General features: G+C 39.8%; 23 protein-coding genes and 1 riboswitch. Of the genes, 5 read left to right on the top strand and 18 right to left on the bottom strand.

What is annotated here, in order from left to right; all coding sequences use genetic code 11:
- Positions 1-2 precede the first annotated feature (2 nt).
- Genes H5S39_RS01560 through pdhA form a run of 3 tightly spaced genes read right to left on the bottom strand, consistent with a single transcriptional unit; the run spans position 3 to position 3,442 of the window.
- Complete coding sequence (locus tag H5S39_RS01560; RefSeq protein ID WP_182595965.1) at positions 3-1,322, bottom strand: 2-oxo acid dehydrogenase subunit E2; 1,320 nt, start codon at positions 1,320-1,322, stop codon at positions 3-5.
- 33 nt (positions 1,323-1,355) lie between these two features.
- Complete coding sequence (locus tag H5S39_RS01555; protein WP_182595964.1) at positions 1,356-2,333, bottom strand: alpha-ketoacid dehydrogenase subunit beta; 978 nt, start codon at positions 2,331-2,333, stop codon at positions 1,356-1,358.
- A 2-nt stretch (positions 2,334-2,335) separates the two neighbouring features.
- Positions 2,336-3,442 (bottom strand): pyruvate dehydrogenase (acetyl-transferring) E1 component subunit alpha, encoded by a 1,107-nt coding sequence (pdhA, locus tag H5S39_RS01550; protein ID WP_182595963.1) that lies wholly within the window; start codon positions 3,440-3,442, stop codon positions 2,336-2,338.
- Between the two features lie 255 nt (positions 3,443-3,697).
- On the opposite strand from pdhA, the gene def reads away from it, so the two are divergent.
- On the top strand, positions 3,698-4,258 hold the full coding sequence (gene def, locus H5S39_RS01545) for a peptide deformylase (protein WP_182595962.1): 561 nt from the start codon (positions 3,698-3,700) through the stop codon (positions 4,256-4,258).
- Between the two features lie 56 nt (positions 4,259-4,314).
- On the opposite strand, the gene H5S39_RS01540 is transcribed toward def, so the two are convergent.
- Entirely contained in the window at positions 4,315-4,791 is a 477-nt protein-coding gene (locus H5S39_RS01540; protein WP_182595961.1) for a hypothetical protein, read from the bottom strand.
- A 136-nt stretch (positions 4,792-4,927) separates the two neighbouring features.
- On the opposite strand from H5S39_RS01540, the gene H5S39_RS01535 reads away from it, so the two are divergent.
- Complete coding sequence (locus H5S39_RS01535; RefSeq protein ID WP_182595960.1) at positions 4,928-5,140, top strand: DNA-directed RNA polymerase subunit epsilon; 213 nt, start codon at positions 4,928-4,930, stop codon at positions 5,138-5,140.
- 89 nt (positions 5,141-5,229) lie between these two features.
- Positions 5,230-6,186 (top strand): diacylglycerol/lipid kinase family protein, encoded by a 957-nt coding sequence (locus tag H5S39_RS01530; RefSeq protein ID WP_182595959.1) that lies wholly within the window; start codon positions 5,230-5,232, stop codon positions 6,184-6,186.
- Between the two features lie 52 nt (positions 6,187-6,238).
- Here the strand turns inward: H5S39_RS01530 and H5S39_RS01525 are convergent, their stop codons facing one another.
- The 12 genes from H5S39_RS01525 to lysA all read right to left on the bottom strand — a co-directional run bounded on the left by H5S39_RS01525 (position 6,239) and on the right by lysA (position 16,679).
- On the bottom strand, positions 6,239-6,445 hold the full coding sequence (locus H5S39_RS01525; protein ID WP_182595958.1) for a hypothetical protein: 207 nt from the start codon (positions 6,443-6,445) through the stop codon (positions 6,239-6,241).
- Between the two features lie 152 nt (positions 6,446-6,597).
- Positions 6,598-8,061, bottom strand: a complete 1,464-nt coding sequence (locus H5S39_RS01520) for a C40 family peptidase (RefSeq protein ID WP_182595957.1) — start codon at positions 8,059-8,061, stop codon at positions 6,598-6,600.
- 165 nt (positions 8,062-8,226) lie between these two features.
- Positions 8,227-8,523, bottom strand: coding sequence for a hypothetical protein (locus tag H5S39_RS01515; protein WP_182595956.1), 297 nt, complete (start codon positions 8,521-8,523; stop codon positions 8,227-8,229).
- Positions 8,516-8,866: a hypothetical protein gene (locus H5S39_RS01510; protein WP_182595955.1), complete on the bottom strand. Its 351-nt coding sequence runs from the start codon at positions 8,864-8,866 to the stop codon at positions 8,516-8,518. Before H5S39_RS01510 ends, H5S39_RS01515 begins: the two co-directional genes overlap by 8 nt.
- A gap of 39 nt (positions 8,867-8,905) precedes the next feature.
- Positions 8,906-9,388, bottom strand: coding sequence for a GNAT family N-acetyltransferase (locus H5S39_RS01505; protein ID WP_182595954.1), 483 nt, complete (start codon positions 9,386-9,388; stop codon positions 8,906-8,908).
- A 74-nt stretch (positions 9,389-9,462) separates the two neighbouring features.
- Positions 9,463-10,521, bottom strand: a complete 1,059-nt coding sequence (locus H5S39_RS01500) for an aspartate-semialdehyde dehydrogenase (protein WP_182595953.1) — start codon at positions 10,519-10,521, stop codon at positions 9,463-9,465.
- A gap of 2 nt (positions 10,522-10,523) precedes the next feature.
- Positions 10,524-11,726: an aminotransferase class I/II-fold pyridoxal phosphate-dependent enzyme gene (locus H5S39_RS01495; protein ID WP_182595952.1), complete on the bottom strand. Its 1,203-nt coding sequence runs from the start codon at positions 11,724-11,726 to the stop codon at positions 10,524-10,526.
- 11 nt (positions 11,727-11,737) lie between these two features.
- Positions 11,738-12,517, bottom strand: a complete 780-nt coding sequence (gene dapB / locus H5S39_RS01490) for a 4-hydroxy-tetrahydrodipicolinate reductase (RefSeq protein ID WP_182595951.1) — start codon at positions 12,515-12,517, stop codon at positions 11,738-11,740.
- A 4-nt stretch (positions 12,518-12,521) separates the two neighbouring features.
- Positions 12,522-13,445, bottom strand: coding sequence for a 4-hydroxy-tetrahydrodipicolinate synthase (gene dapA / locus H5S39_RS01485; RefSeq protein ID WP_182595950.1), 924 nt, complete (start codon positions 13,443-13,445; stop codon positions 12,522-12,524).
- Between the two features lie 23 nt (positions 13,446-13,468).
- Entirely contained in the window at positions 13,469-14,611 is a 1,143-nt protein-coding gene (locus H5S39_RS01480; RefSeq protein ID WP_182595949.1) for an N-acetyldiaminopimelate deacetylase, read from the bottom strand.
- Positions 14,612-14,622: 11 nt separating this feature from the next.
- On the bottom strand, positions 14,623-15,333 hold the full coding sequence (dapD, locus tag H5S39_RS01475; protein ID WP_182595948.1) for a 2,3,4,5-tetrahydropyridine-2,6-dicarboxylate N-acetyltransferase: 711 nt from the start codon (positions 15,331-15,333) through the stop codon (positions 14,623-14,625).
- Between the two features lie 35 nt (positions 15,334-15,368).
- Positions 15,369-16,679: a diaminopimelate decarboxylase gene (gene lysA, locus H5S39_RS01470; RefSeq protein WP_182595947.1), complete on the bottom strand. Its 1,311-nt coding sequence runs from the start codon at positions 16,677-16,679 to the stop codon at positions 15,369-15,371.
- A gap of 93 nt (positions 16,680-16,772) precedes the next feature.
- A riboswitch (Lysine riboswitch) is annotated at positions 16,773-16,953 on the bottom strand.
- 205 nt (positions 16,954-17,158) lie between these two features.
- Here lysA and H5S39_RS01465 point away from each other — a divergent pair.
- A complete protein-coding gene (locus tag H5S39_RS01465) occupies positions 17,159-18,517 on the top strand; it encodes an aspartate kinase (protein ID WP_182595946.1) in 1,359 nt (452 codons plus the stop codon).
- Positions 18,518-18,527: 10 nt separating this feature from the next.
- The gene (dapF, locus tag H5S39_RS01460) at positions 18,528-19,517 is read left to right on the top strand and encodes a diaminopimelate epimerase (RefSeq protein ID WP_182595945.1); all 990 of its coding nucleotides are present in this window, start codon (positions 18,528-18,530) and stop codon (positions 19,515-19,517) included.
- A 50-nt stretch (positions 19,518-19,567) separates the two neighbouring features.
- Here dapF and H5S39_RS01455 read toward each other — a convergent pair whose 3' ends face one another.
- On the bottom strand, positions 19,568-20,542 hold the full coding sequence (locus H5S39_RS01455) for a ribose-phosphate diphosphokinase (protein ID WP_182595944.1): 975 nt from the start codon (positions 20,540-20,542) through the stop codon (positions 19,568-19,570).
- Between the two features lie 69 nt (positions 20,543-20,611).
- Positions 20,612-23,110, bottom strand: a complete 2,499-nt coding sequence (gene recD2, locus H5S39_RS01450) for an SF1B family DNA helicase RecD2 (RefSeq protein ID WP_182595943.1) — start codon at positions 23,108-23,110, stop codon at positions 20,612-20,614.
- Positions 23,111-23,114 lie beyond the last annotated feature (4 nt).

Raw genomic sequence — 23,114 nt, 5'->3', positions numbered from 1 at the left:
GTCTACCCTTCCATCATAATTAATTCTGGATCATGCAGCATCCGCTTAAGGTAATTCATTGCATTTTGGGCTAATCCGCCATCAATTAACCGGTGATCAACAGTTAATGATAGTTTCATCATGTGACCAACAACAATTTCACCTTGTTCATTAACAATCGGTTCAGTGGCAATTGTTCCTACACCTAAAATAGCAACTTCTGGTTGGTTAATAATTGGGGTAAACCACTTGCCACGCATTGATCCAATATTAGAAATTGTCATGCAACCACCAGCCATTGAGGATGGGCTAAGCTTATTATCTTCAGCAGCTTGAGCATTGTCCGCAATTTCCTTAGCGATTTCAAACATACCCTTCTTATCAGCATCCTTGATATTCGGGTTATACAAACCGTGATCAGTGTTGGTAGCAATACCAATATTATAATAATGCTTTTGCACAAGCTCTTGTGCTGAATCATCAATTGAACAATTCAGTTCTGGGAACTTCTTCATAGTTGCAACAAGAGCTTTAACAACATATGGTAAGAAAGTAAGGTGAATACCTTGTTCGGCAGCTACAGCCTTATACTTCTTACGTTGGGTCATTAACTTAGAAACCTCAACATCATCAAATAACGTTACCATTGGACTGATATCAACGGAATTACGCATATTCTTTGCAATAATCTTCCGCATATTTGATAATGGTTCACGAGTTTCTGCATCTTCACCAGCACCCTTGTATGGCTTGATTGTGTTCCCAGCAGCCTTAGCAGGAGCAGCACTGGTCTTTTCACTCTTGGCAGGGGCAGCACTAGCAGCAGCACCGTTGAAGTTATCAATATCTTCTTTAAGTACCTGGCCGTGATTGCCACTTGGTTGAACAAGAGAAATATCAACACCCTTGTCACGAGCATACTGGCGGACAGAAGGCATTGCCATTACTAGCTTATTAGGTTCAGCTAATGGTGCGACTCCGCCTTGAGCTGGTGCAGCACTTTCTTCTTTAGCAGCTGGTGCCTCTTCTTTTGGTTCCTCTGCTGGTGCTTCATCACCGTCATCATCACTATCTTCAGCTTCTACATTTGTACTTGTTTCAGACTTACCATCATCGATTTCAGCAAGCTTGTCACCTTTTTCAACATGGTCGTCTTCCTTGACAAATAACTTGGCTACTGTCCCATCAACTGGCGATACCAATTGGGTGGTTGACTTATCTGTTTGGATTTCAATTAAAGCATCATCCGCCTTAATCTTATCGCCTTCCTTAACAAGCCAAGATGCAACATCACCCTCGGTTAAACCTTCACCCATTTCAGGTAATCTAAAAATATATGCCATATCGTATTATCTTCCTTTCTACTCCACACTTAACTAGTAGTTAACTACTTCACGTGCGGCATCCTCAATTTCACGTGCTCCTGGAAGCCATACATTTTCGGCTTGTGGGAATGGGTAAACTGAGTTAGGAGCTGCAACCCGGGTAACTGGTGCATCAAGGTACATAATTGCCCCTTCAGAAATTGCTGAGGCTACTTGAGCACCAACACCTGCCATCTTTTGTGCTTCTTGAGCGATAACAACCCGGTGAGTCTTCTTAAGTGATTCAAAAATTGTGTCTGTATCAAGTGGGTAAAGCGAACGTAAGTCAATAATTTCTGCTGAAATATTATCCTTGGCCAGCTTCTTAGCAGCCTTTTGCGCTTCGGAAACTTCACCACCGTAAGCGATAATTGTAACGTCTGTACCCTCTTGAACAACATTAGCCTTATCCAATGGAACAGTGTACTTATCGTCAGGAACTTCACCCTTTACAGAACGGTAGAGACGAAGATTTTCAAGGAAGAGAACTGGATCATTATTTTCAATAGCAGAAATAATTAATCCCTTAGCATCATAAGCAGAACTTGGTGCAACAACCCGTAATCCTGGAATACCAACGAAGAAGTTTTCAAGATCATCCCCGTGTAATTCAGCGGTATGAGTACCACCACCGTATGGAGTCCGGATAGTAATTGGCGCATGACGAGTGCCATTGTATTGGAAACGCATCCGTGACATTTGAGCTGCAATTGAATCCATTGCTTCAAATGTAAAGCCCATGAATTGAATTTCTGGAACAGGCCGCCAACCAGTAGCTGCTAATCCAATTGACATTCCTAAAATTCCTGATTCAGCAAGTGGTGTACTAAATACTCGGTCAACACCATACTTTTCTTGTAAACCGTTTGTAGCACGGAAAACACCACCATTTTTACCAACATCTTCACCGAATACTAAAGTCTTAGGATCTTCGGCTAAAGCAATGTCAATACCTTCAGTAATTGCCTTGATATAAGTCTTTTTAGCCATGATTACTTCGACTCCTTTTCTTCGTACTTCTTAATTTGTTCTTTAATGTCTGGAGTTGGAACCTCAAATGTCCGCTTCAGCATATCGCTAACCTTTTCTGGTTCTACAGAGTCAGCTTCCTTCATTGCTTCTTTAAAGCTTTGCTTGCATTCATCTGTGTACTTTTGTTCTTCGTCTTCTGACCAAAGGCCCTTCTTAGTCAAATACTTACGAAGCCGAATTAATGGATCCTTGTCAAACCATGGCTTTGTCTCTTCGTCCGTCCGGTAACGACTAGGATCGTCACCAGCAGAACTATGGGCACCAAACCGGTAAGTCAATGTTTCAATTAGTACAGGACCATTACCAGCAGCTGCAAATTCACGAGCTTCCTTAGCAACTTCGTAACAAGCTAAGACATCCATCCCGTCAACTTGAACACCAGGAATACCAGCAGCAACACCCTTTTGGGCAATTGTCTGCGCTTCCGTTTGTAATTTCCGTGGGAATGAAATAGCCCAACCATTGTTTTGAATAATAAATACAGCAGGAGCTTGGAAAGCACCAGCAAAGTTCATTCCTTCGTAAGTATCACCTTGTGAAGAGCCACCTTCACCAGTGTAAGCATAAGCAACGGTATCTTTTTCACCATTCTTCTTAATTCCAAGTGCTCCACCGGCCATTTCAACCATTTGGGCACCAATAATAATTTGAGGACGAAGAGCACGGGCATCAAATAAGTTACCCTTAATGTGTCCCTTTGACCATAAGTACATTTGAGCAACAGTTGCCCCGTGTTGGATTAATTGTGGTAAATCACGGTATGCAGGGAATAGGAAGTCTTGCTTCTTAAATGCGGCAGCCGTTCCCATTTCTGATGCTTCTTCACCCCAAGTTGGTGCGTAAAATCCTAAACGTCCCTGCTTAGAAAAGCTCATTGTTTGTTCATGCAAGGCGCGTTCCCAAACCATTTTCTTCATTAAGTCAACTAATAAATCATCACTGAAATTAGCCATTAAATCCTTGTTTACAACGTTACCGTTTTCATCAAGAATTTGTACGGGCTTTGCATATGGAGCCCCTTCATTGGCTTTAATCTCAGCAAAATTGACAGCTTTGGTATTGGCCATATCTAACATTCCTTTCCAAATCCAATTAACATCATGTAAGCGATTGCCTACCTACATTTCTAGTATAACTGATTAAATAAATAATACAAGCGCTTTCATTAACTTAATATTAAAAAATGTCGAAGTTTTATAGCGAAAGTAAACGTTTTTTATCCATATTGTGATTATTTACAAGAAACTATCAACATTAGCAATTTTAAATAGTTATGATAGACTATAATGTAATTGACTATTTAATTGGAGGCATAGTGAGTAATGTATTTAATGAAAGATATTACCCGTGATGGTAACCCTGTTTTGCGTAAACGAGCGGCTGAAGTATCATTCCCCCTTTCTGATGAGGACCAAAAATTAGCTAAAGAAATGATGAAATACCTAGAAGTCAGTCAAGATCCAGAATTATGCGAAAAATATAAGTTACGGGCTGGCGTAGGGCTTGCTGCGCCACAGGTTGGAGTATCCAAACAAATGGCTGCTGTTCTGGTTCCCTCCCCTGATGAAGATGGTGAACCATTATTTAAGGATGTAATTATTAATCCAATAATCGTCAGCGAATCGGTCCAATACGGGGCATTGACAGAAGGAGAAGGATGCCTTTCCGTTGATAAAGATGTTCCTGGTTATGTTCCACGCCACGATCGAATTACCCTACGGTACCAAGATGTCGATGGTAAAACACACAAGGTTCGGTTAAAACATTATCCAGCAATTGTCTGCCAACATGAAATTGATCACTTACACGGGGTTCTTTTCTACGACCATATTAATAAGGAAAATCCATTTAAAGCTCCTGACGATACTGTTATGATCAGCTAATATTTATGCTAAATATACTAAAAAGCGACGGCTAGAAATTAACTAGCTGTCACTTTTTATTTACTACCTTTTTTCAGTCGCTTTAGGTCGTCAATATATTCAACCGTTGCTTCATTTACTAAATATGCAACATCAATATGCAAAATTCCTTCATATGTCCACCAATCAGTAAGCACAAACGCCTTAGCTGCTTTAGGCGCCACTTGAAGATGGTGTTGAGCAGCATACTCATCTAACCGTGTTGCCAGTTTTTCTTCTGTAAAATCAGCAAGCTTAACCCCTGCTTTTTGGTAATCAAAATGATATTCAAATGCTAAGACGCCTTTCCCCCATACATCCGCAACAATTTGAGATGAAAGTGTCCGTTTCCATCCTAACAGGTCCTTTAAACAATCATTTACTGCAAAGTCCGTTACCTCTTGAGCTTTATTACGAACCATGATAGTCGCACGGTTAATCAGCAGTCGATGAATCGCCAAATAAAGGATAATAACGATAATCACTGCTAAAACGCATATAAAAAATAGCCCCATATCCAACACCTCTTTGCCTTTTATCTTTATTTAATAATACCATGTTAGGAAAATTTAGGACACTTTTGCTCATATGTGATAGAATAAGTAGAGTAAATTACTGCATAATATCTTTAATTAAGGAGTTTTTAACAGTATGACTTTTAAAGTATACTACCAAGCTGACAAGACTAAACGTCCGGTTCGTGAAAATACTCAATCATTATATCTTGAAGCCGATTCCGAGGCTGAGGCACTTTTAATGGTTGAACAGAACACTGATTATAACATCGAATTTGTAGAACAACTTGATGAAAAAGCACTTGCTTACGAAAAGCAAAATCCTAACTTTAAGTTGACGACGTTTTAATCTTTAAGCATTAACAGAGGCTGAGAAAATATTCCTTTTCCTCAGTCTTATTTTTTGCTTTTTAGCATTTTACAAGGAGGAATATTGATATGAACTATTCAATCATCCTCAACCGTCATGCTGGCAATGGCAATGCTGAAAGGGCATGGTCTACAATTAAGCCATATTTAGACCAGCAGCAAATTGATTATCATTTTGAAACTACTAAATATCCCAATCATGGAGAATACCTTGCTAGCCAGATTGCTCAATCTCATTTGGCTGAATCGACAGTTGTAATTGCAATTGGTGGCGATGGAACGCTTCATCAGGTTGTTAATGGATTAATGAAAACAGCTAGACGGCTCGAACGAAAACCACTTGCAGTCGCCTATATTCCTGCCGGTACTGGAAATGATTTTGCTCGTGGCTACGGCATCTCATTGCATCCTCAACAAGCATTAAACCAGATTTTAGCAGCCAGTAAAGCGCAATTGATCAATATTGGCCATTATCATGAAGCAATTAGGGAAGAAGATGGCTATTTCCTGAATAACATTGGTATTGGTTTTGATGCTGCTGTCGTCAGTCGTGCTAACACTTTTAAAGCTCGGCACAAGAAAAATCATATTGGTCGTTTTACTTACTTACAGAAAGCTTTAGGTGTTATGTATGACCAAGAACCATTTGCTTTAATGGTTCAACGTGGGCACGAACGTTTCATCTTTCCAAAAGCTTATATCGCAATTGCAAGCAACCACCCATTTATTGGGGGTGGATTCCAAGTAGCTCCTAAGGCTTCCTTGACAAAACCGTCATTGGAGTTAGTGGTCGCTGAACGCAAAAACTGGCCTATGACAACCTGGCAATTATTACAACTAACACGAGGGAAATTAGATCAATCAAAATTCGCTCATTATTTTCAAGGCGATAATCTCCATATTACGACTACCTCATTAGAATTTAGTCAGACGGATGGGGAAGAAATGGGTAATCGTTTTATCGATATGGCTCTTGATATTACGCAATACCCAATTTGGCAAATAAGAAAGTCGCAAAAAGGCTGACAGAAGTCATTGTTTTACTTCTACCAGCCTTTTTATTTTTATTTAAATAATTCTAATCTTCTGAAGCTTCCATTGCTTCTAGAATAATTCGTAATTGACTGCACTCTTCGCGTAAAGACTGCATCTCCTCACCATACTGTGGTTGGATCGTAACAGTCTGCGTTCCCCCAGTACTTGCCTGAGCTTCATGCTGACATAATTCATCTAACCGTGATTGAGCACGATATAAGTCTTCTTCAATTTCATGTTTGTTACTCATATTTAACACTCCCCAATAAATGTGAAATATTTTTAGAGCAATACTGGAATTGCAATACAAGTAAGATAACACGGACAGCCACAAATGTTAACCTTTTTTTAGTTACATCTTTGTTACTATCTCATGAAAAAGTTCTCATAAATGAATTTAAACTACTTAACGGTTCCGGCAAAGCTAGGGTTGAAGTACGGACTAATAGTATAGGTAGCAACATTGGTACCTGGCTTAGCAGCCGCAACATACTGGTTGTTACCAGTATAGATAGCCGTGTGGTAAGTTGAACCATGGTTACCCCAGAACAAAAGATCGCCGGGCTTTGCTTGACTAACCGGGTGTTGGTCAACACAGTTTTCTAGTGCTCCTGTGTAATGTGGTAATTGCTTACCCTCTGCATTAGCATAAACATACTTAACTAATCCAGAACAATCCATCCCGCTTAGGTTTTCACCACCCCACACATATGGAACACTGTTAGAATTAGCAATCTTAGTTGCAAGACTAACTACTGAACCATGTTGTAAATCAGCACTAGCATTGGTTGCTGGTTGCTGTTGGACAGGTTGACTAACTTGTGATTGTTGTGGCTGTGCTTGTGAAACAGGGGCTTGCTGCTGTTGCACTGTACTCTGTGGAGCAGCACTAGTTTGCGAAGCAGGAGCAGGTTGTTGTGCCTGGACACTTTGACTTGCCACTGGTGTTGTTTGAACAAATGATTGAGTGTATAGTGCAGCAGTATTGTTGCCTTCACTGGTTTGGCTTGCAGTATTTACCGATGCAGCAGCACTACTAGTAGGCTGAGCACTAAACTGTGAGGTCGTTGCTACGGTTGTTTGTAAAGCAGCGCTACTAGACGTTGACACAACAGCTGGTGTTACTGAAGCAACTGTTGCTGATGCCGTCTCAGCACTTGAAGCAGCTGTTGTATTTTGCATTCCAGTTGATGCTGACACTGGTGTTGTTGAATTAACTGCACTTACTGGATCAGCTTGACTAGCAGAATTAGCTGTAAAAGCCCCTGGAACTTGCGCTGTAGCTGATGCCACTTGAGATGTCGATTGCGCTGGAACGGTTGATTGTGGAGCGACACTAGTAATAGGTTGTGCAGCATTAGCATTCACGGTAGTTGACTGTGAAGCCGCTGGCTGCATAACTGTTGGTGCCGTATTAGCAACCGGACCCGTTACGCTAAGATGCTGACCAATGTACAGCGAATCTGATGAAGTCAAACTGTTCCAAGACATTAATTGACTAACAGAAATATTATACCGACCAGCAATTGAACTTAGTGTATCTCCCGGTTGAACCGTATAACTACCATCAGCATTTAAAGCAGTATTAACATTTTGCTGTGATGATGGCAATGTTAATTGTTGACCAACAGTAATTAAATCGATACTATCACTTAGCTTTTTTACAGATGGATTTGCTTGCTCTAACGCACTTACTGAAAGGCCGTGCTGTTTAGCAATTCCCCAAATTGTATCACCTGCTTTAACAGTTAACTGTTCAGCGTTAACTGCCTGCGTCGATACTGCTAATAAACTAAGAGCGCTAATTGCACCCGTAACGACCCCACGAGATCGATGATTAGTTGAATGATGTGCTTTTTTTACCATATAAATAAAACACCCTCCCAAAATAATTCCTCAAAATAAATAATGAAATACACAGTTCTAACTTTACCATTATTTTTTCAATGAGTATAGCAATAATTAGAACGTTCTTAATAATCGTTACTATTTCTTAAGATAAATAAGCATAAAAAGCCGCTATGATCACTTTTACTCTATCATTTCATTTTTAATGCGATCCATTCTCATCACCAACAGTAACTCAATAATTGTAATGATACTGATTATTAAGATGGAGTATCGACTAGTAGTTAAAAAGACAATAATTGCTAAAATACATAATACCCAATTTAGCCACCGTTCTTGGCGAACTACTTTTATAAAATCTTTAGTAACCTTTTCTGGAAATTGACTAGCTAAAAATCCTAATTGACTATGTAATCGATTTTCCCAAATTACTAATCCTAAAAAAACAATTGAAATAATAAACGTTATCAAACTATTCATCACTGCCCTCACTATCATTGACGTGAATTGTCCTATTATTCGCTTGTGATTCATTGTATCGTGCTGATAAAATCTGCTGATATTTTTCCATAATTACCTTATCAATTGGCGTATCATTAAGGGTCGGATACTTTTCTTTAATCTTTTCTAAAACCTCGTCTGAAAAATCATAAACTGTTTTTACTTCTTTTTCACCATTAAGAAAAGCCATCGTCTCATCGTAGTCAAGCGTAATTAAATCACGTTGCGTCCGATCCGCATCTGGTTGATGAAGAACATCTGGATCATCCTTTAAGTCTTCACGAAACCCATTTTCATCGTATTGGTATTTATCTTCTGTCATCAGGCTAACTCCTCTACTCATTCATTATTTCTCATTAGATTATACGTTCTTCACCATATTAAACCAAGTCTCATCCGCATGATTAGATAATGAAATTCCTGCTTTGTTAAAACCATTGGCTTCATAAAAAGGAATATTTTTAGCTAATGAATCTAGGATGATTTGCTGACAATGATAATTACGAGCAACATTTACAAATGCGCTTAGTAATTGACTACCAATGCCTTTCCTTTGAAACTCTGGTGCTACCGCAAGCGACAACACACACAAGTAATCACCAACTGGTAAATTAGGTGCAACATGTTCATAATATTTATCATCAATCGCTGGGATAGATGTCACCGGCCCAACAATAAAGCCAACAACTTGTTCCTCTTCTTTCGCGACCAAAAAAGTATCAGGAATATTTTCAATACGATTAACAAAGGCCGCTTTACTTCCTGCTTCAGCTGGACTAAAGCCTGCCCGTTCAATATCTAAAATTGCAGGTAAATCAGCCATCACAACATGTTCAATTTTCATCTTATGTTGCCCCTCCTTTAATAAGAAAAAAGACTATTATCGCCCTCAGGCTACCATAGTCTCTTTCCCTATTTTTAAATCAAGTTATTAGCTACTAACCGTTCTGCATTTTCAACTGTATTCCAAGCTGCACCTTTGAGTAAGTTATCAGCAACAACCCACATATTAAAGGAACCAGGATTTTCTTTATCAGCACGCAAACGGCCAACAAAAGTATCACGTTTACCAACCGCATTAATTGGCTGAGGATAGATTTGCTGTGACGGGTCATCTTGAAGAACCACTCCTGGTGCACCCTTCAATACTTCTCGAAGCTGATCAACAGTAACTGTTGGATCGTCAACAGTAAAGTAAATTGATTCCCCATGCGCAATTGGTACCGGCACTCGAACACAGGTTGCTGTAACTTTAATATCCTTAGCATTCATATCATTAAGCATAATCTTTTTAGTTTCATGAATCATTTTCCATTCTTCATGAGAGTACCCATCATCCTCAAAGACATCAATTTGCGGCAATAAATTAAACGCTAATGGATAATGCTTTTTATCACCTTTAGTTGGCAAAATTTGGGCATCGTTTTGCATATCTTTACCATCTAAGTAATCCTGGGCTTCCTTCTTTAGTTCATTTAAGGCCGACTGACCTGCTCCGGAGGCGGCTTGATAAGTTGATACAATTATCTGGTTTAACCCAAATGCTTGACGAATTGGTTCCAAGGCAACAACCATTTGAATTGTCGAACAATTAGGGTTAGCAATAATCCCATGATGGTTTTTGAGCGCTTCTTCGTTTACCTCTGGAACAACTAATGGCACATCTGGCTCCATTCGAAAAGCACTTGTATTATCAACACAAACCGCCCCACGCTTGACAGCTTCTGGCAAAAACTTTTTCGATACTGATCCACCAGCCGAAGAAAGGACAATGTCAACACCTTCAAACGATTCTGGAGTTGTTTCTTCAACCGTTACAGGTTCTCCTTTAAATGAGAGAGTCTTTCCTGCCGACTTAGCAGATGCCAATAGTTTCACACTTTTTACCGGAATTGTTGACTGCTCTAATTGTTGAATCATCCGTGTTCCAACTGCTCCAGTAGCTCCTAAAATCGCGACATTATATTCTTTACTCATCTTTAGTTCCTTCTTTCAACCTGCGTTAAATCATTCATAAAAGTTTGTAATCGTTCAATTGCTGTATCAATAACCGAATCAGCAGCAGCGTATGATAAGCGAATATATCCTTCACCGCCAGGGCCAAATGCATTACCAGGAATGACACCGACACGAGCTTCATGAGCCACCTTGCGAGCAAACGTCAAATCATCATTCCCAAATTGGGCTGGAATTTTAGCGAAAATATAAAACGCTCCATCCGGCAGTGCAATTTCAAAGCCCATCTTTTGCATTGCAGTTGCTAATCGATCACGACGCTTACGATAGATTTGTTTAAATGTTTGCGGATCATTATCCCCATTTGTTAAGGCCTCTATCGCTGCCACCTGTGCAGTATCATTAGGTGCAGTTACCATAAATGAATGCATTTTTGACATTGTAGAAATGAAATCAGCTGGTCCTGCAACATAGCCTAGCCGATAGCCGGTCATCGCGTGCGATTTAGAAAGTCCACTAATTAAAACCGTTTGTTCTGGCAGGATTGTTGCTAATGAGTGAAATGGCTGGTCATACATTAATGAACTATAAATTTCATCAACAATTGCATATATGTGATGTTCCTGGATTACCTTTGCTAGCTCTTGCAACTCAGATTCAGAATAAGAACGCCCAGTTGGGTTATTCGGGTAATTTAATAATACCGCCTTAACTGCAGGTCCCTCTTGGTCAAGAACTTCTTTTAACCGTTTAGCTGATAACAAAAAGCCATCCGCTGACGTATCGACCTTAATTGGTTCTGCTCCCGTCAGCGATACGCTTGGGAAGTATAAGGAAAAAGCGGGAGTTGGAATAATCACCTTATCACCAGGATTTAACATCGCAAAAGTTGTCGCAGTAACGGCTTCTGTAGCCCCTACTGTTACTACAATTTCGGTTTCTGGGTCATAATCAACGTGACGTGTTTGCTTAAGATAATTGCTGATCGCCTGTCGTAACTCAATTTTCCCTTTGCTTGCGGAATAGTGTGAATCATTATTTTCAATACTTTGAATTGCTGCTTTTTTTACATGATCTGGCACCGCAAAGTCAGGTTCGCCGAGTGTTAATTTAACTAGTCCTGGAATTGCTGAAATTTCTTCATCAAATGCCCGTATCTGTGCTGGCGGAACTGCTGCCAGTCGGTTATTTACAACCTGTTTTAATTCTGCTTGTAACTTTGGCATTTTACTACTCCTTATAAGATATTTTCTAAACCAATCACTAATTCTGATAACTGGTCTACTTTTTTAAGAGCCACTTTAACACCATTCATGAACGATTGACGATCAAACGAATCCTGACGAATCGTTAATGCTTCACCATCGCCACCAAAAAGAACCTGTTCATGAGCAATGTAGCCTGGCAAACGAACGGCATGGATTTTGATTCCGTGGTAGTCCCCACCCCGTGCACCTGCTAAACTTTCCGTCTCTTCTGGATTAGTTTCGTGTGGTTTTCGGACTTGGTCAATCATTTTAGCCGTACTCAATGCGGTTCCAGACGGTGCATCCTTTTTATCACCATGGTGCATTTCAATAATTTCTACATCGGGGAAATACTTAGCAGCTTCTTGCGCAAATTTCATCAAAAGTACCGCTGACATTCCAAAATTAGGTGCTATTAGACCACCGACATGCTTTTCACGGCTTAGCTGAACTAATTCTGCTTGCTGGTCATCTGTTAATCCGGTAGTCCCAACAATCGGCTTCATCCCATGGTCAATGGCAAACTTCACGTCACTATATACTGCATTAGGGAGCGTAAAATCAATCCAAATATCAGCAATACCATTTTCAATTTCATCAAGGTGCTGATAAGTCTTCACGGCTGGGCCTAACTGATAGTCCATCTTGTTTTCGGCAGTTAAATGTGGTGCTAATCCCGCACTCACTTCAAAGTTATCCATTGAGTTAACAAGGCTAACTGCTTTCTGGCCCATCGCACCGGTTACTCCAGCAATTAATACTTTTTTCATTATTTTATTCCCCCAAGTTCAGTGGTAAATTTTTCGTCGTTAATGAATGAGTTGGCAGTGATAGAGCTATTTCTAACTCCCGCTTCTCATCTTCATTTAACGGTAAAATTGGTAACCGGCAACTTCCTACTTGAAAACCTTGTGCATTTAAGACTGCCTTAACCGGCGACGGCGATGGGAACATAAAGAGAGCCGCCATTCGGGGTGTTAGCCACCGCTGCAATTTACCAGCAGTTTGGTAATCACCACGATATAAAGCATCATACATTTGACGCATCTGAACAACATAGTTATGAGAAGCAACAGAAATTACCCCATTAGCGCCAAGCACCCGTGCCGTCAACGCCTGAGCATCTTCACCAGTAAAGATAGCAAAGTTTTGATCACCATGTTCAACAATATATTCTAATTCTTCAAGAGAAGCACATTGTTTTACAGCAACAATATTTGGATGGTGAGATAGCTTAACTACTGTTTCTTGAGCCATCTTAACGCCGGTTCGACCTGGAATATTATACATAATCACCGGAATATTTACATTATCAGCAATCGTTGTAAAGTGAGCAATCATCCCGCGCTGATTAGGCTTATTATATGGCGGTACCACTACTAATGCATAATCAATTCCGTTAATTTGAGCTACCTCATTGGTAAACGCAATTGTCTCACTAGTATTATTACTTCCTGTTCCAGCAATTACAGGAACACGACCATTGATAATTTCACCAAAACGTTGGTAAAGTTCAATTTTTTCATCATGGGTTAACTCAGGTGTTTCGCCAGTTGTTCCACCAATGACAAAACCATTACTGCCATGTTCAATCAAATAGTTGGCCAAACGTTCAAGACTTGTAAAATCAATATTTCCCTCATCATCAAAGGGGGTTACGATTGCAGTCATCAAATCTGCACTTTCTAATGTTGTCATGTTATCTCCTCCACTATTGCCAATCATTGCATCCGATATTCTAAAAAGCCGGTTATTGCATCCACACCCTGTTTTATAGCTGCTTCATTAGGAGTAAGAGTTGCTGAATGTAATTGAGAATTGTCATCAACACCTAGCCAAAACATTGTTCCAGGAAACTTAGCTAATAAGTAGCCAAAATCTTCGCCGGTCATCGCTGGTTTAGTCTCAATAAAGTTAACTTTCGGTGCTTTTTTCATGTATTGAATAAAACGTTTTGTTAGCTCTGGATTATTTTCTACCGGCCAATAGCCACCCTGATTAAGCTCTAAGTTGACATCCATATTAAAACTACGACTAATTCCAGCACAAATATCCTTTAAACGCTGATCAATTGTTTCAATCATCGTCTGTGTCAGTCCGCGGATTGTTCCTTCAATTCGCGTATGTCCTGCAATAACATTCCGAATCGTTCCACCATCAATTTTTCCTAACGTAATTACGCCACTCTGAATTGGGTCAATACTTCGCGAAATAACTGTTTGAACTTGTAGGATTAAGGAAGCCGCAGCTACTACAGTATCATTAGCATCTTGGGGATAAGCAGCATGACCGCCTTTTCCGTTAAAATCAATATTAACCTCTGTCGTACCTGCAAAAAGGGTCCCCATCCGACAACCAATTGCACCTGCTGGCAAATCAGGATTATCGTGTAGGCCGTAAAATTCATCAGGGCACCATTCTCCACTAAATAATCCTAATTCATATGCGCGTTTCCCCCCATTTTCACTTTCTTCAGCTGGTTGAAAGAAAAATAAGAGGTTATCTTGCGGCTGATGTTCACTAAAATAATTTAACACACCAAGCGCCACTGTCATATGAATATCATGTCCGCAAGCATGCATCACCCCTGGATGAGTTGACGCATAGGAAAGTCCGGTTTGTTCTTCTACCGGTAACGCATCAATATCTGTCCGGTAACCAATTGTTCGCTGAGGATGCTGACCATGCACTAAGACCATTAAAGCTGTTGGCAATTCTTTCGGTGTCCGCATTGTTAGAAATTTTTGGTTAAATTTAGCAATTGTCGCTACTAAATATTTATGGGTTTCAAATTCATGAAGGGCTAGTTCCGGAATTTGGTGAAGATGGCGGCGAATACTAATTAATTCTTCCTCTGTAAGCATTTTCTTCACTCCTATAGCTTTCGTAAGTCATCTTCTAATTCAGTTTTACCAGCTGTCTGATCATCAACATTCTTAATAAATTTAGCAGGAACACCGGCAACCATTGTATGCGGAGCCACATCATGAGTAACAATCGCCCCGGCAGCAATAACTGCTCCTTCACCAACATGTACTCCCTCAATTACAACAGCATTTGCACCAATCATGACATTATCATCAATCCGAACTGGCTCCGCTGAGGCTGGTTCAACAACCCCCGCCAAGACCGTTCCAGCACCAATATGACAATGCTGACCAACAATTGCTCGACCACCGAGAACTGCTCCCATATCAATCATCGAGTCAGCACCAATTTCTGCACCAATATTGATCGTAGCCCCCATCATAATAACCGCATTATCTCCAATTAAAACCTTATCCCGAATAATTGCTCCTGGTTCAATACGGGCATTAATATTTTTAAGGTCAAGTAACGGGACAGCCGAATTCCGTGCATCATTCTCAACGTGGTAAGATTCAATTGCTGTAGCATGTTTCTTTAAAAATGGCTCAACAATCGTCCAATCGCCGAAAATAACTCCAGTATGTTGTTCGACAAATGCTTCTACCTCTTTAGGAAATTTCAAACCCGTTAGATTCCCCTTTATGTATACCTTTACCGGAGTTTTCTTAGGAGCGTTACTAATGTAATTAATAATTGCTTGTGCGTCTAATTCAGCCATATTATTTACCTCTTTCTTCCTTTATATATGTCATTTTATTGTTGGTAAGGTTCATCTAAGTGGATTAAATCTTCAAACGTTTCCCGCTTAATTACCACTTGTGCTTTGCCATTTTCTGCAAAAACTACTGCTGGACGTGGATTGCGGTTATAATTTGAGGCCATTGAATATCCATAAGCTCCGGTATCAAGCATCGCAAGTACGTCACCAGGTTTAGTTGCCGGAAGAGCTTGATCTTGGCTTAAAATATCACCAGATTCACAATATTTTCCTGCTAACCGAACATGCTCAACTGTTTTCGTCCGTGGATTACGAGCCAAAACCGTTTCGTATTGTGCTTCGTATAAGGCAGGACGGATATTATCGCCCATTCCTCCATCAACCGTAACATATGGTTTTAAACCAGGAACATCTTTACGTGAACCAACTGTGTACAGATTATATCCTGCAGGCCCGGCAATTGATCTTCCTGGCTCAATCCAAATGGCCGGCATTGCAAGACCAGTTTGAGCAACTTGTTTTTTTATTGCTTTTATAATCGCATCAACAAATTCTTCTGGAGCAAGTGGATGGTCATCTTTAACGTAACGAATTCCAAATCCGCCACCGACATTAATAACTTGTGCCTGATAACCAAATTTTTCTTGCCAGTGAGCAGCCACCTCTACTAGCTTTTTTGCTACGCCTTCAAACCCAGCTAACTCAAAAATTTGTGAACCAATGTGGGCGTGAAGTCCTTTCATCTTCATCCGCGAATTAGCAAGAACTTTTGCTAATGCTTCATCCGCCTGACCAGATTGTAGGTCAAAGCCAAACTTACTATCTACTTGGCCGGTTTGAATATATTTATTAGTATGAGCGGAAATTCCTGGAGTAATACGTAACATTACATCAGTAGTCGCATTTTGTTCCTCTAGTACTGCTGCTAATAGGTCAATCTCATGAAAATTATCAATCATGATTGTCCCTACATGATGTTCAACTGCCATTTCCAATTCTGCACGTGATTTATTATTTCCGTGAAAACTAACATTAGCCATTGGAAAGCCTGCTTTAATTGCTGTATATAATTCTCCACCAGAAACAACATCAGTATGACCACCTTCTGCAGCTACAACTTGATACATTGCAACTGCGGCAAAAGCCTTACTGGCATAACTAACCGCATAGTCAACATTGTTTTCCTCAAATACGCGTTTAAATGCGCGAATCTGTTGACGAATTTGCTGCACGTCATATACAACAAGTGGAGTACCATATTCTTGAGCAAGATCCAATGCATCACACCCACCAATTGTTAAGTGCCCTGCTGCGTTTAACTGTTGTTCGGTTATCTGTTCATCCATTTTCATTTCCTCCAAGAAATTTACTGCAAAGAGGTCGTACAAAAAAATCCACTGTCTGCGCAAACAAACAGTGGAATTCACTTATCCATTCTGATTTGTCGATAGCGCAACGCAGGCTCTTATTGTCCTGCGACAGTCCGTAGCTTATTCAACTACGCCCCAGCTACTTAATCATGCCAATATTAAGTGCTTCGGCAACCTCCCTGTTCAACTAACCTTATCGTGTGGCAAACTAAATTAGTTTACTAGTGTCGGTTGCGCCTCTTCGATTTATACATAGCTTATAAGTCTTTTATGAGAATGTCAATAGAATTTATTAAATTCAAAAAAGTTTTTTTAATTCATTAGATGTAAGAACTACCCAGTTACTTTACCTGTTAACTAAAAACACTTGCAAGTCTTCGGTAATATGTTAGAATTCGATTAAATTATTCAAGAGATATATTAGCAGGTCTAATTATCTTAAAGGAGTCTCAAATATGAAAGTTGTAAAATTTGGTGGCAGCTCCCTTGCAAACGGGGAAGCTTTTCAAAATGCCATTAATATCATTACTGCGGATTCTGATCGACGAGTTATCGTGACATCCGCCCCTGGAAAACGATTTGCAGATGATATCAAGGTTACTGATCTTCTAATTACATATGCTAATACAGTGATAAATGATAAAGATCCCCATGCAATTATTGAGCAAATTATCAGTCGCTACCAGGAGATTGCAGACTATTTTGCTCTACCAGCCGAAAAGTTAGCTCCACTAGTAGAACGACTTCAGTCACTTCCAGATCATCCTTATCCGAATAACAATTACCTAATGGCTGCCTTTAAAGCCCATGGAGAACGGCTAAACGCCCAGTTAATGGCAATTATTTTACGCCATCTTGGTTATGAAGCCCGCTTTGTTACACCACGTGAAGCCGGAATTACCGTGACAGGAACTCCTAATAACGCCAGTGTAATTCCTGAAACTTATGCAGCACTAAGTCACTTTTCCTTTAACGATACCGAGCTATTAATTTTTCCTGGCTTTTATGGCATTACGCTTGCTGGTCACATTGCTACTTTCTCTCGTGGTGGTTCTGATATCACTGGTGCAATTTTAGCCCGCGGTTTTAATGCATCAGTTTATGAAAACTTTACCGATGTCGATGCAATTTACTCCGCCAATCCGAACGTTGTCGATCATCCCCAACCAATTGCAAAAATGACTTATCGCGAAATGAGAGAATTATCATACGCTGGATTTTCTGTTTTTCATGACGAAGCACTTATTCCAGCGATTCAAGGTAATATTCCAATTAACGTTCGTAACACTAATGACCCCGAAAAGCCGGGTACTCTGATCGTTCCTGATAAAGACTTCCAAGCAAGTGATATTGTTACGGGTGTTGTAAGTGGTAAACACTTTGCCGCCCTTTACCTTCATAAATATCTTCTTAACAAGCAGGCCGGTTTTACCCTGCGAATTCTAGAAATTTTAGCTAAACATGATATATCATACGAACATATGCCATCGGGGATTGATGATATTACAATTATCCTTGATCGTAACTCAATTGATGATCAACTAGTTGACGTGATTTGTAATGAAATCCAAGAAGAAATTAACCCTGACCGACTAGAATGGATTGATAATTATGCCATCACGATGGTTGTCGGTGAAGGAATGCGCGATCGAACTGGTGTAATCGATGATATTTTAATGCCACTAGCTCAAAAAAATATTGCAGTTCCAATGATTAATCAAGGTGCATCCCGAATCGCTATTATGATTGGAACATATGATAAAGACGCTGATGAAGCAGTGCGAGCAATTTATCACCGCTTCTTTGTAAACTAGGAGGAAAATAATGGCACATTTATTAAAAGTACATGGATCACAAAATTCATTTTTTATTTTAGACCAGACACAACTTCAAACTCCATTATCTGACAAAGAGCTTGTCACTTTTACCCAAAAAATTACTAATCCGCAAAATAATGTTTTAAACGGTGCTGATGGTGTATTAGTTGTCAACAAACCGGTCCGCACTGGTGCTGTTGCCCAAATGCGAGTAATCAACGCTGATGGTAGCGAAGCCTCAATGTGTGGTAATGGTTTACGAACAGTTGCTCGTTATATTGCCGAACGTGATAACTTAACTGATTTTAAGGTTGATACGATGAATACAAGTCTTCGTGTTCGGAAACACGAAGATTTGGCTCTTAATGTTCCTGCCTTCGCTGTTGAAATCTCACCGGTGCGCTTTGATCATACCGCACTTCCGTTTAATAATTTAGGACACGATCGACTACTAGATACGCCTGTACCGGAACTCTTACCTGGTTTGCGATTCTCCGCTCTCGCTGTTCCTAACCCGCATTTAATTAGTTTTGTTAGTAAAGAAGAATTGGCTGGGCCGGATCTTGGCGAACTTGGTACCCGTTTAAATAGTAATAATCCTTATTTTAGCGATGGCGTTAACGTTAATTTTGGTCACATTCTTGGCCATAATACCCTCTTTGTAAAAACATTTGAACGAGGGGTCGGCTTTACTAATGCCTGTGGAACCGGAATGTCTGCTACGAGCCTAGCCTTTGCCCTTGTTAACCCTAGTCAAGTCACTTTCAATGAACCAATTAGTGTCTATAACCCTGGTGGAATGGTCAAAACAGTTCTCCATCATGATGCTGGAACGTATTGGATTGAACTAATTGGTAATGCTACCTTTACTCACAAACTCGAAATCAGTGAGTCAGCTTTACATCAAGCTCAACTCGACATAGCAGACGTAAAAGAGACAAATGAACAACAAGCATATGAAAACTTTATTAATAACTTACCTACCCTAAATCTATAGGAAAAGGGACATAGCAGTGAAAAGGCTTCATTGCTATGTCCCTTTTATATTTATTTTCGATTAAAAAGCGTATCAATTGATTGATTGTTATGAACTCTAACAATAGCTTCTCCAAGTAGGTCATCAACTGAAAGCTGAACTAATTTTGAAAACTTCTTTTCTTCTGGTAAATGAATCGTATCAGTTACAATCATTTTTTCTAGTGCAGAATTTTCTAGGGTATTAACTGCGTCCGCTGACAATACCGGATGAGTAGCAATTCCATAAATCTTGTCAGCGCCAAACTTCTTTAATGTCTCCGCAGAAAGCTTCATGCGAATGCCAGTATCCACAATATCATCTACAATAATTGCAGTCTTACCTTTTACATCCCCAATCACATATTCTGGCACTTCTTGATCTATCCGTTCACGAACTTCATCATTCCGATTATCAATAATGGCAATAGATGCTTTAATTCGTTCGGCAAATTTACGAGCTAAATTTACGCCTGCATGGTCAGGGGCTACGACAACAATATCGTCTCCTAAGTCTTGCTCTTCAATATACTTAGTAAACAAACTAGTTGCTTGTAAGTGATCAACTGGAATATCAAAGAAACCTTGAACCTGAGGAGCATGCAAATCAATCGTGATTAGCCGATTAATCTGGTCCATTTCAAGGAGATTAGCAATTAACTTGGCAGTAATTGGTTCCCGACTACGAGCTTTACGATCCTGACGAGCATAACCATAGTATGGCATTACCACGTTAATCTTAGCAGCACTTGCCCGTCGTAGTGCATCAACCATAATTAGTAATTCCATTAAGTTAGTATTAACCGGATCTGAAACAGACTGAATCACATATACTTCACAGCCACGAACACTCTCATCAATAGTGATTTTAATTTCACCATCAGCAAAATGACTAATCGACGCCTGACTCAATGGAATTCCCACTCGTTTGGCAATTTGATTAGCTAATTGCGGATTTGAATTTAATGAAAAGAGACGTACATTATCGGCATTTTTAATCTGGGTCATTTTTGTACTCCTTTAAAGTTCGACAATAATCATAACTATTATGACAACAAATGCTTATTCAATCAAGTATTATTTAGTTTGATGAAAACTTTGCAGACTAATATTTTCCATCCCAATTAACGGATCAATAGTATTTGCGTTAATAAGGTCCGCAGTTAAAATATACTGATGATTCTCAGGACTTAGCAACTCAGGTTGAGAGGTTACGTTTTCTGCTGAGCTCAGTGCTGCTGTAGAACTCTTATTATCTTTGGTTGACAATGATTCCGTTGTCTGCTCAAGAGAGATTGTTAGGTCACTATGACGCGCCCAGACCTTAGTAAGTCGATCTATTAAAGAGGTGTTTCGATTAGTACCTTTATTTTTTATACTCATTGCGACTGCGTATGGCTCACCAACTAATACTAACTTTTCAGCAGCCCGAGTAATTGCAGTGTACAAAAGATTCCGCTGTAGCATCCGACTAAACTGCTGAACGACTGGTAAGAGAACCATCTTAAACTGGCTCCCTTGTGCCTTATGTATTGAAATACAATATGCTAACCGCAGTTGATTCCACTCCATCCGACTATACGAAACCTCGTTATCATCATAATCAACCGTAATCGTTTCATTACGTTTTCCTGCCGTTTTACTACTCTCAATTGCCGTGATTCGCCCAATATCCCCGTTAAAGATATTCTTTTCAGGAACATTTACCAATTGTAAAACCTTATCACCAACACGATAAATTTGTCCACGAAATTCAACCTCTTGTTTATCAGAAGTTGGCGGATTATAAGCCTGTTGGGCAAGCTCATTCAGCCGATCTATCCCTGCCTGCCCACGGTACATCGGCGCCAGAATTTGAATATCATCTGCGGAGTAATCTCGCTTTTTCGATAAATCAATAATCTGCTGGATAACGTTGGGCACCTGATTAGCATGACAAGAAATAAATGATCTATCCGGCAATTTATTCGTTAAATCCGCTGGTAATTCTCCCTTTTTTATTGCATGGGCCAACGGAATTATTGTCGAATCAGCTGACTGCCGGTGAATATTAGTTAATTCCACCTTGGGCAACTCAGCAAATTCCAATAAGTCATGAAAGACTTGCCCCGGACCAACTGAAGGTAACTGGTCCTTATCGCCAACAAGAACAACATGCATTGATGTTGGAACAGCTTGAATTAATGTTTTAAATAAAAGCGTATCAACCATCGACATCTCGTCAATAATTAATAGCGAGCCTTGCAGGTCGCGTTCATTAAGGTCAGTTGGCATTTCCCGGCCATTAAGTCCAAGAAGGCGGTGGATTGTACTAGCTGGCAAATCTGTTGCTTCACTCATTCTTTTCGCAGCACGACCCGTAGGAGCTGCTAATAAAACTGGGAAAGCTTTTTCTTTATACTCATCAACTTCAAGAGAAATATCATGAACTTCAGCATAACTTGCTACAATTCCATTAATAATCGTTGTTTTTCCTGTCCCAGGTCCACCTGTTAATAACATAACCTTGCTATTTAAAGCCGTTTTGATTGCTTCTTTTTGGATTTCATCATAAGTAATTCCTGACCGATCTGCAATCTTTTCAACCGCCTTTTCAACTGTCTTTTCAGACAAAGTATCGGGTTCGACTGTCAATAACCGATGCAAATGGTCGGCAATTTGCCACTCTGCATTATAAAGAGCCGTCGGATAAACTTTCTTATCCGCATAACAAATTCCCTGGTTCTTTTCTAATTCAACAATTCGCGTCGTAACGACATCTGTGGATACATGACCGCCGCTTCCCTCAGCCAATAATTGAATTGTCTGTTGCAATAATGGTCGCGTTGTTGTGTAAGTATCCCCTGTCTCCATAGTTAAATCATCAAGAGTTTGAACGATTGCTGCATCAATTCGTCGAGGATCATCAGCAGGGATTGCAAGTCGTTGTGCAACCTGATCAGCCCGTTTAAAACTAATTCCATCAATTTCCACCGCAAGTTTGTATGGATTTTCATTAATAATATGGAGCGTTTCATCCCCATACTTATCAAAGATTGCACTACTGAGGTTAGCACCAAAGCCTAAATTATTTAAACCAATAATTATCTGATCCATCCCTTGATTTGCGCGAAGATTGTCGATAAGAGCGGTTTTAACTACTTTTCGGAGCTTCAGTTTATCCAGTACATGTGGATCGGCAACAATTTTATCAATAGCATCCGTTCCTAATTCAGTAACAATTTTTTCAGCGGTTTTCTTACCGATACCCTCAAATTGTTTACCAGATAAAAATTCTATTAATCCCTCTTTACTTGTTGGCTGGTTAACATGATATGAAGTTACCTGAAATTGTTGCCCATACCGTGGATGTTCCACTATTTTTCCCTCAAAGCGATATGTTCGATCATCACTAAGATCACCTAAGCTCCCGGTTACCGTAATTTCAGGCTCATGCCAATCAAAATTTGATTCCTCAACCGAAACAATCAAAACCTTAAAAAACGAATCTGGACTATTAAAGATTTCTGATTGAACCTGACCAACAAAAAAAGACGGCTCCGTTGGCGTCTTAAATAGGTCGATTTCTTCAGCCATAGAA

Origin of the sequence: Limosilactobacillus rudii (assembly GCF_014145455.1) — a bacterium.
Lineage (GTDB): Bacteria > Bacillota > Bacilli > Lactobacillales > Lactobacillaceae > Limosilactobacillus > Limosilactobacillus rudii.
This window is presented reverse-complemented; position numbering and strand designations above follow the sequence as displayed.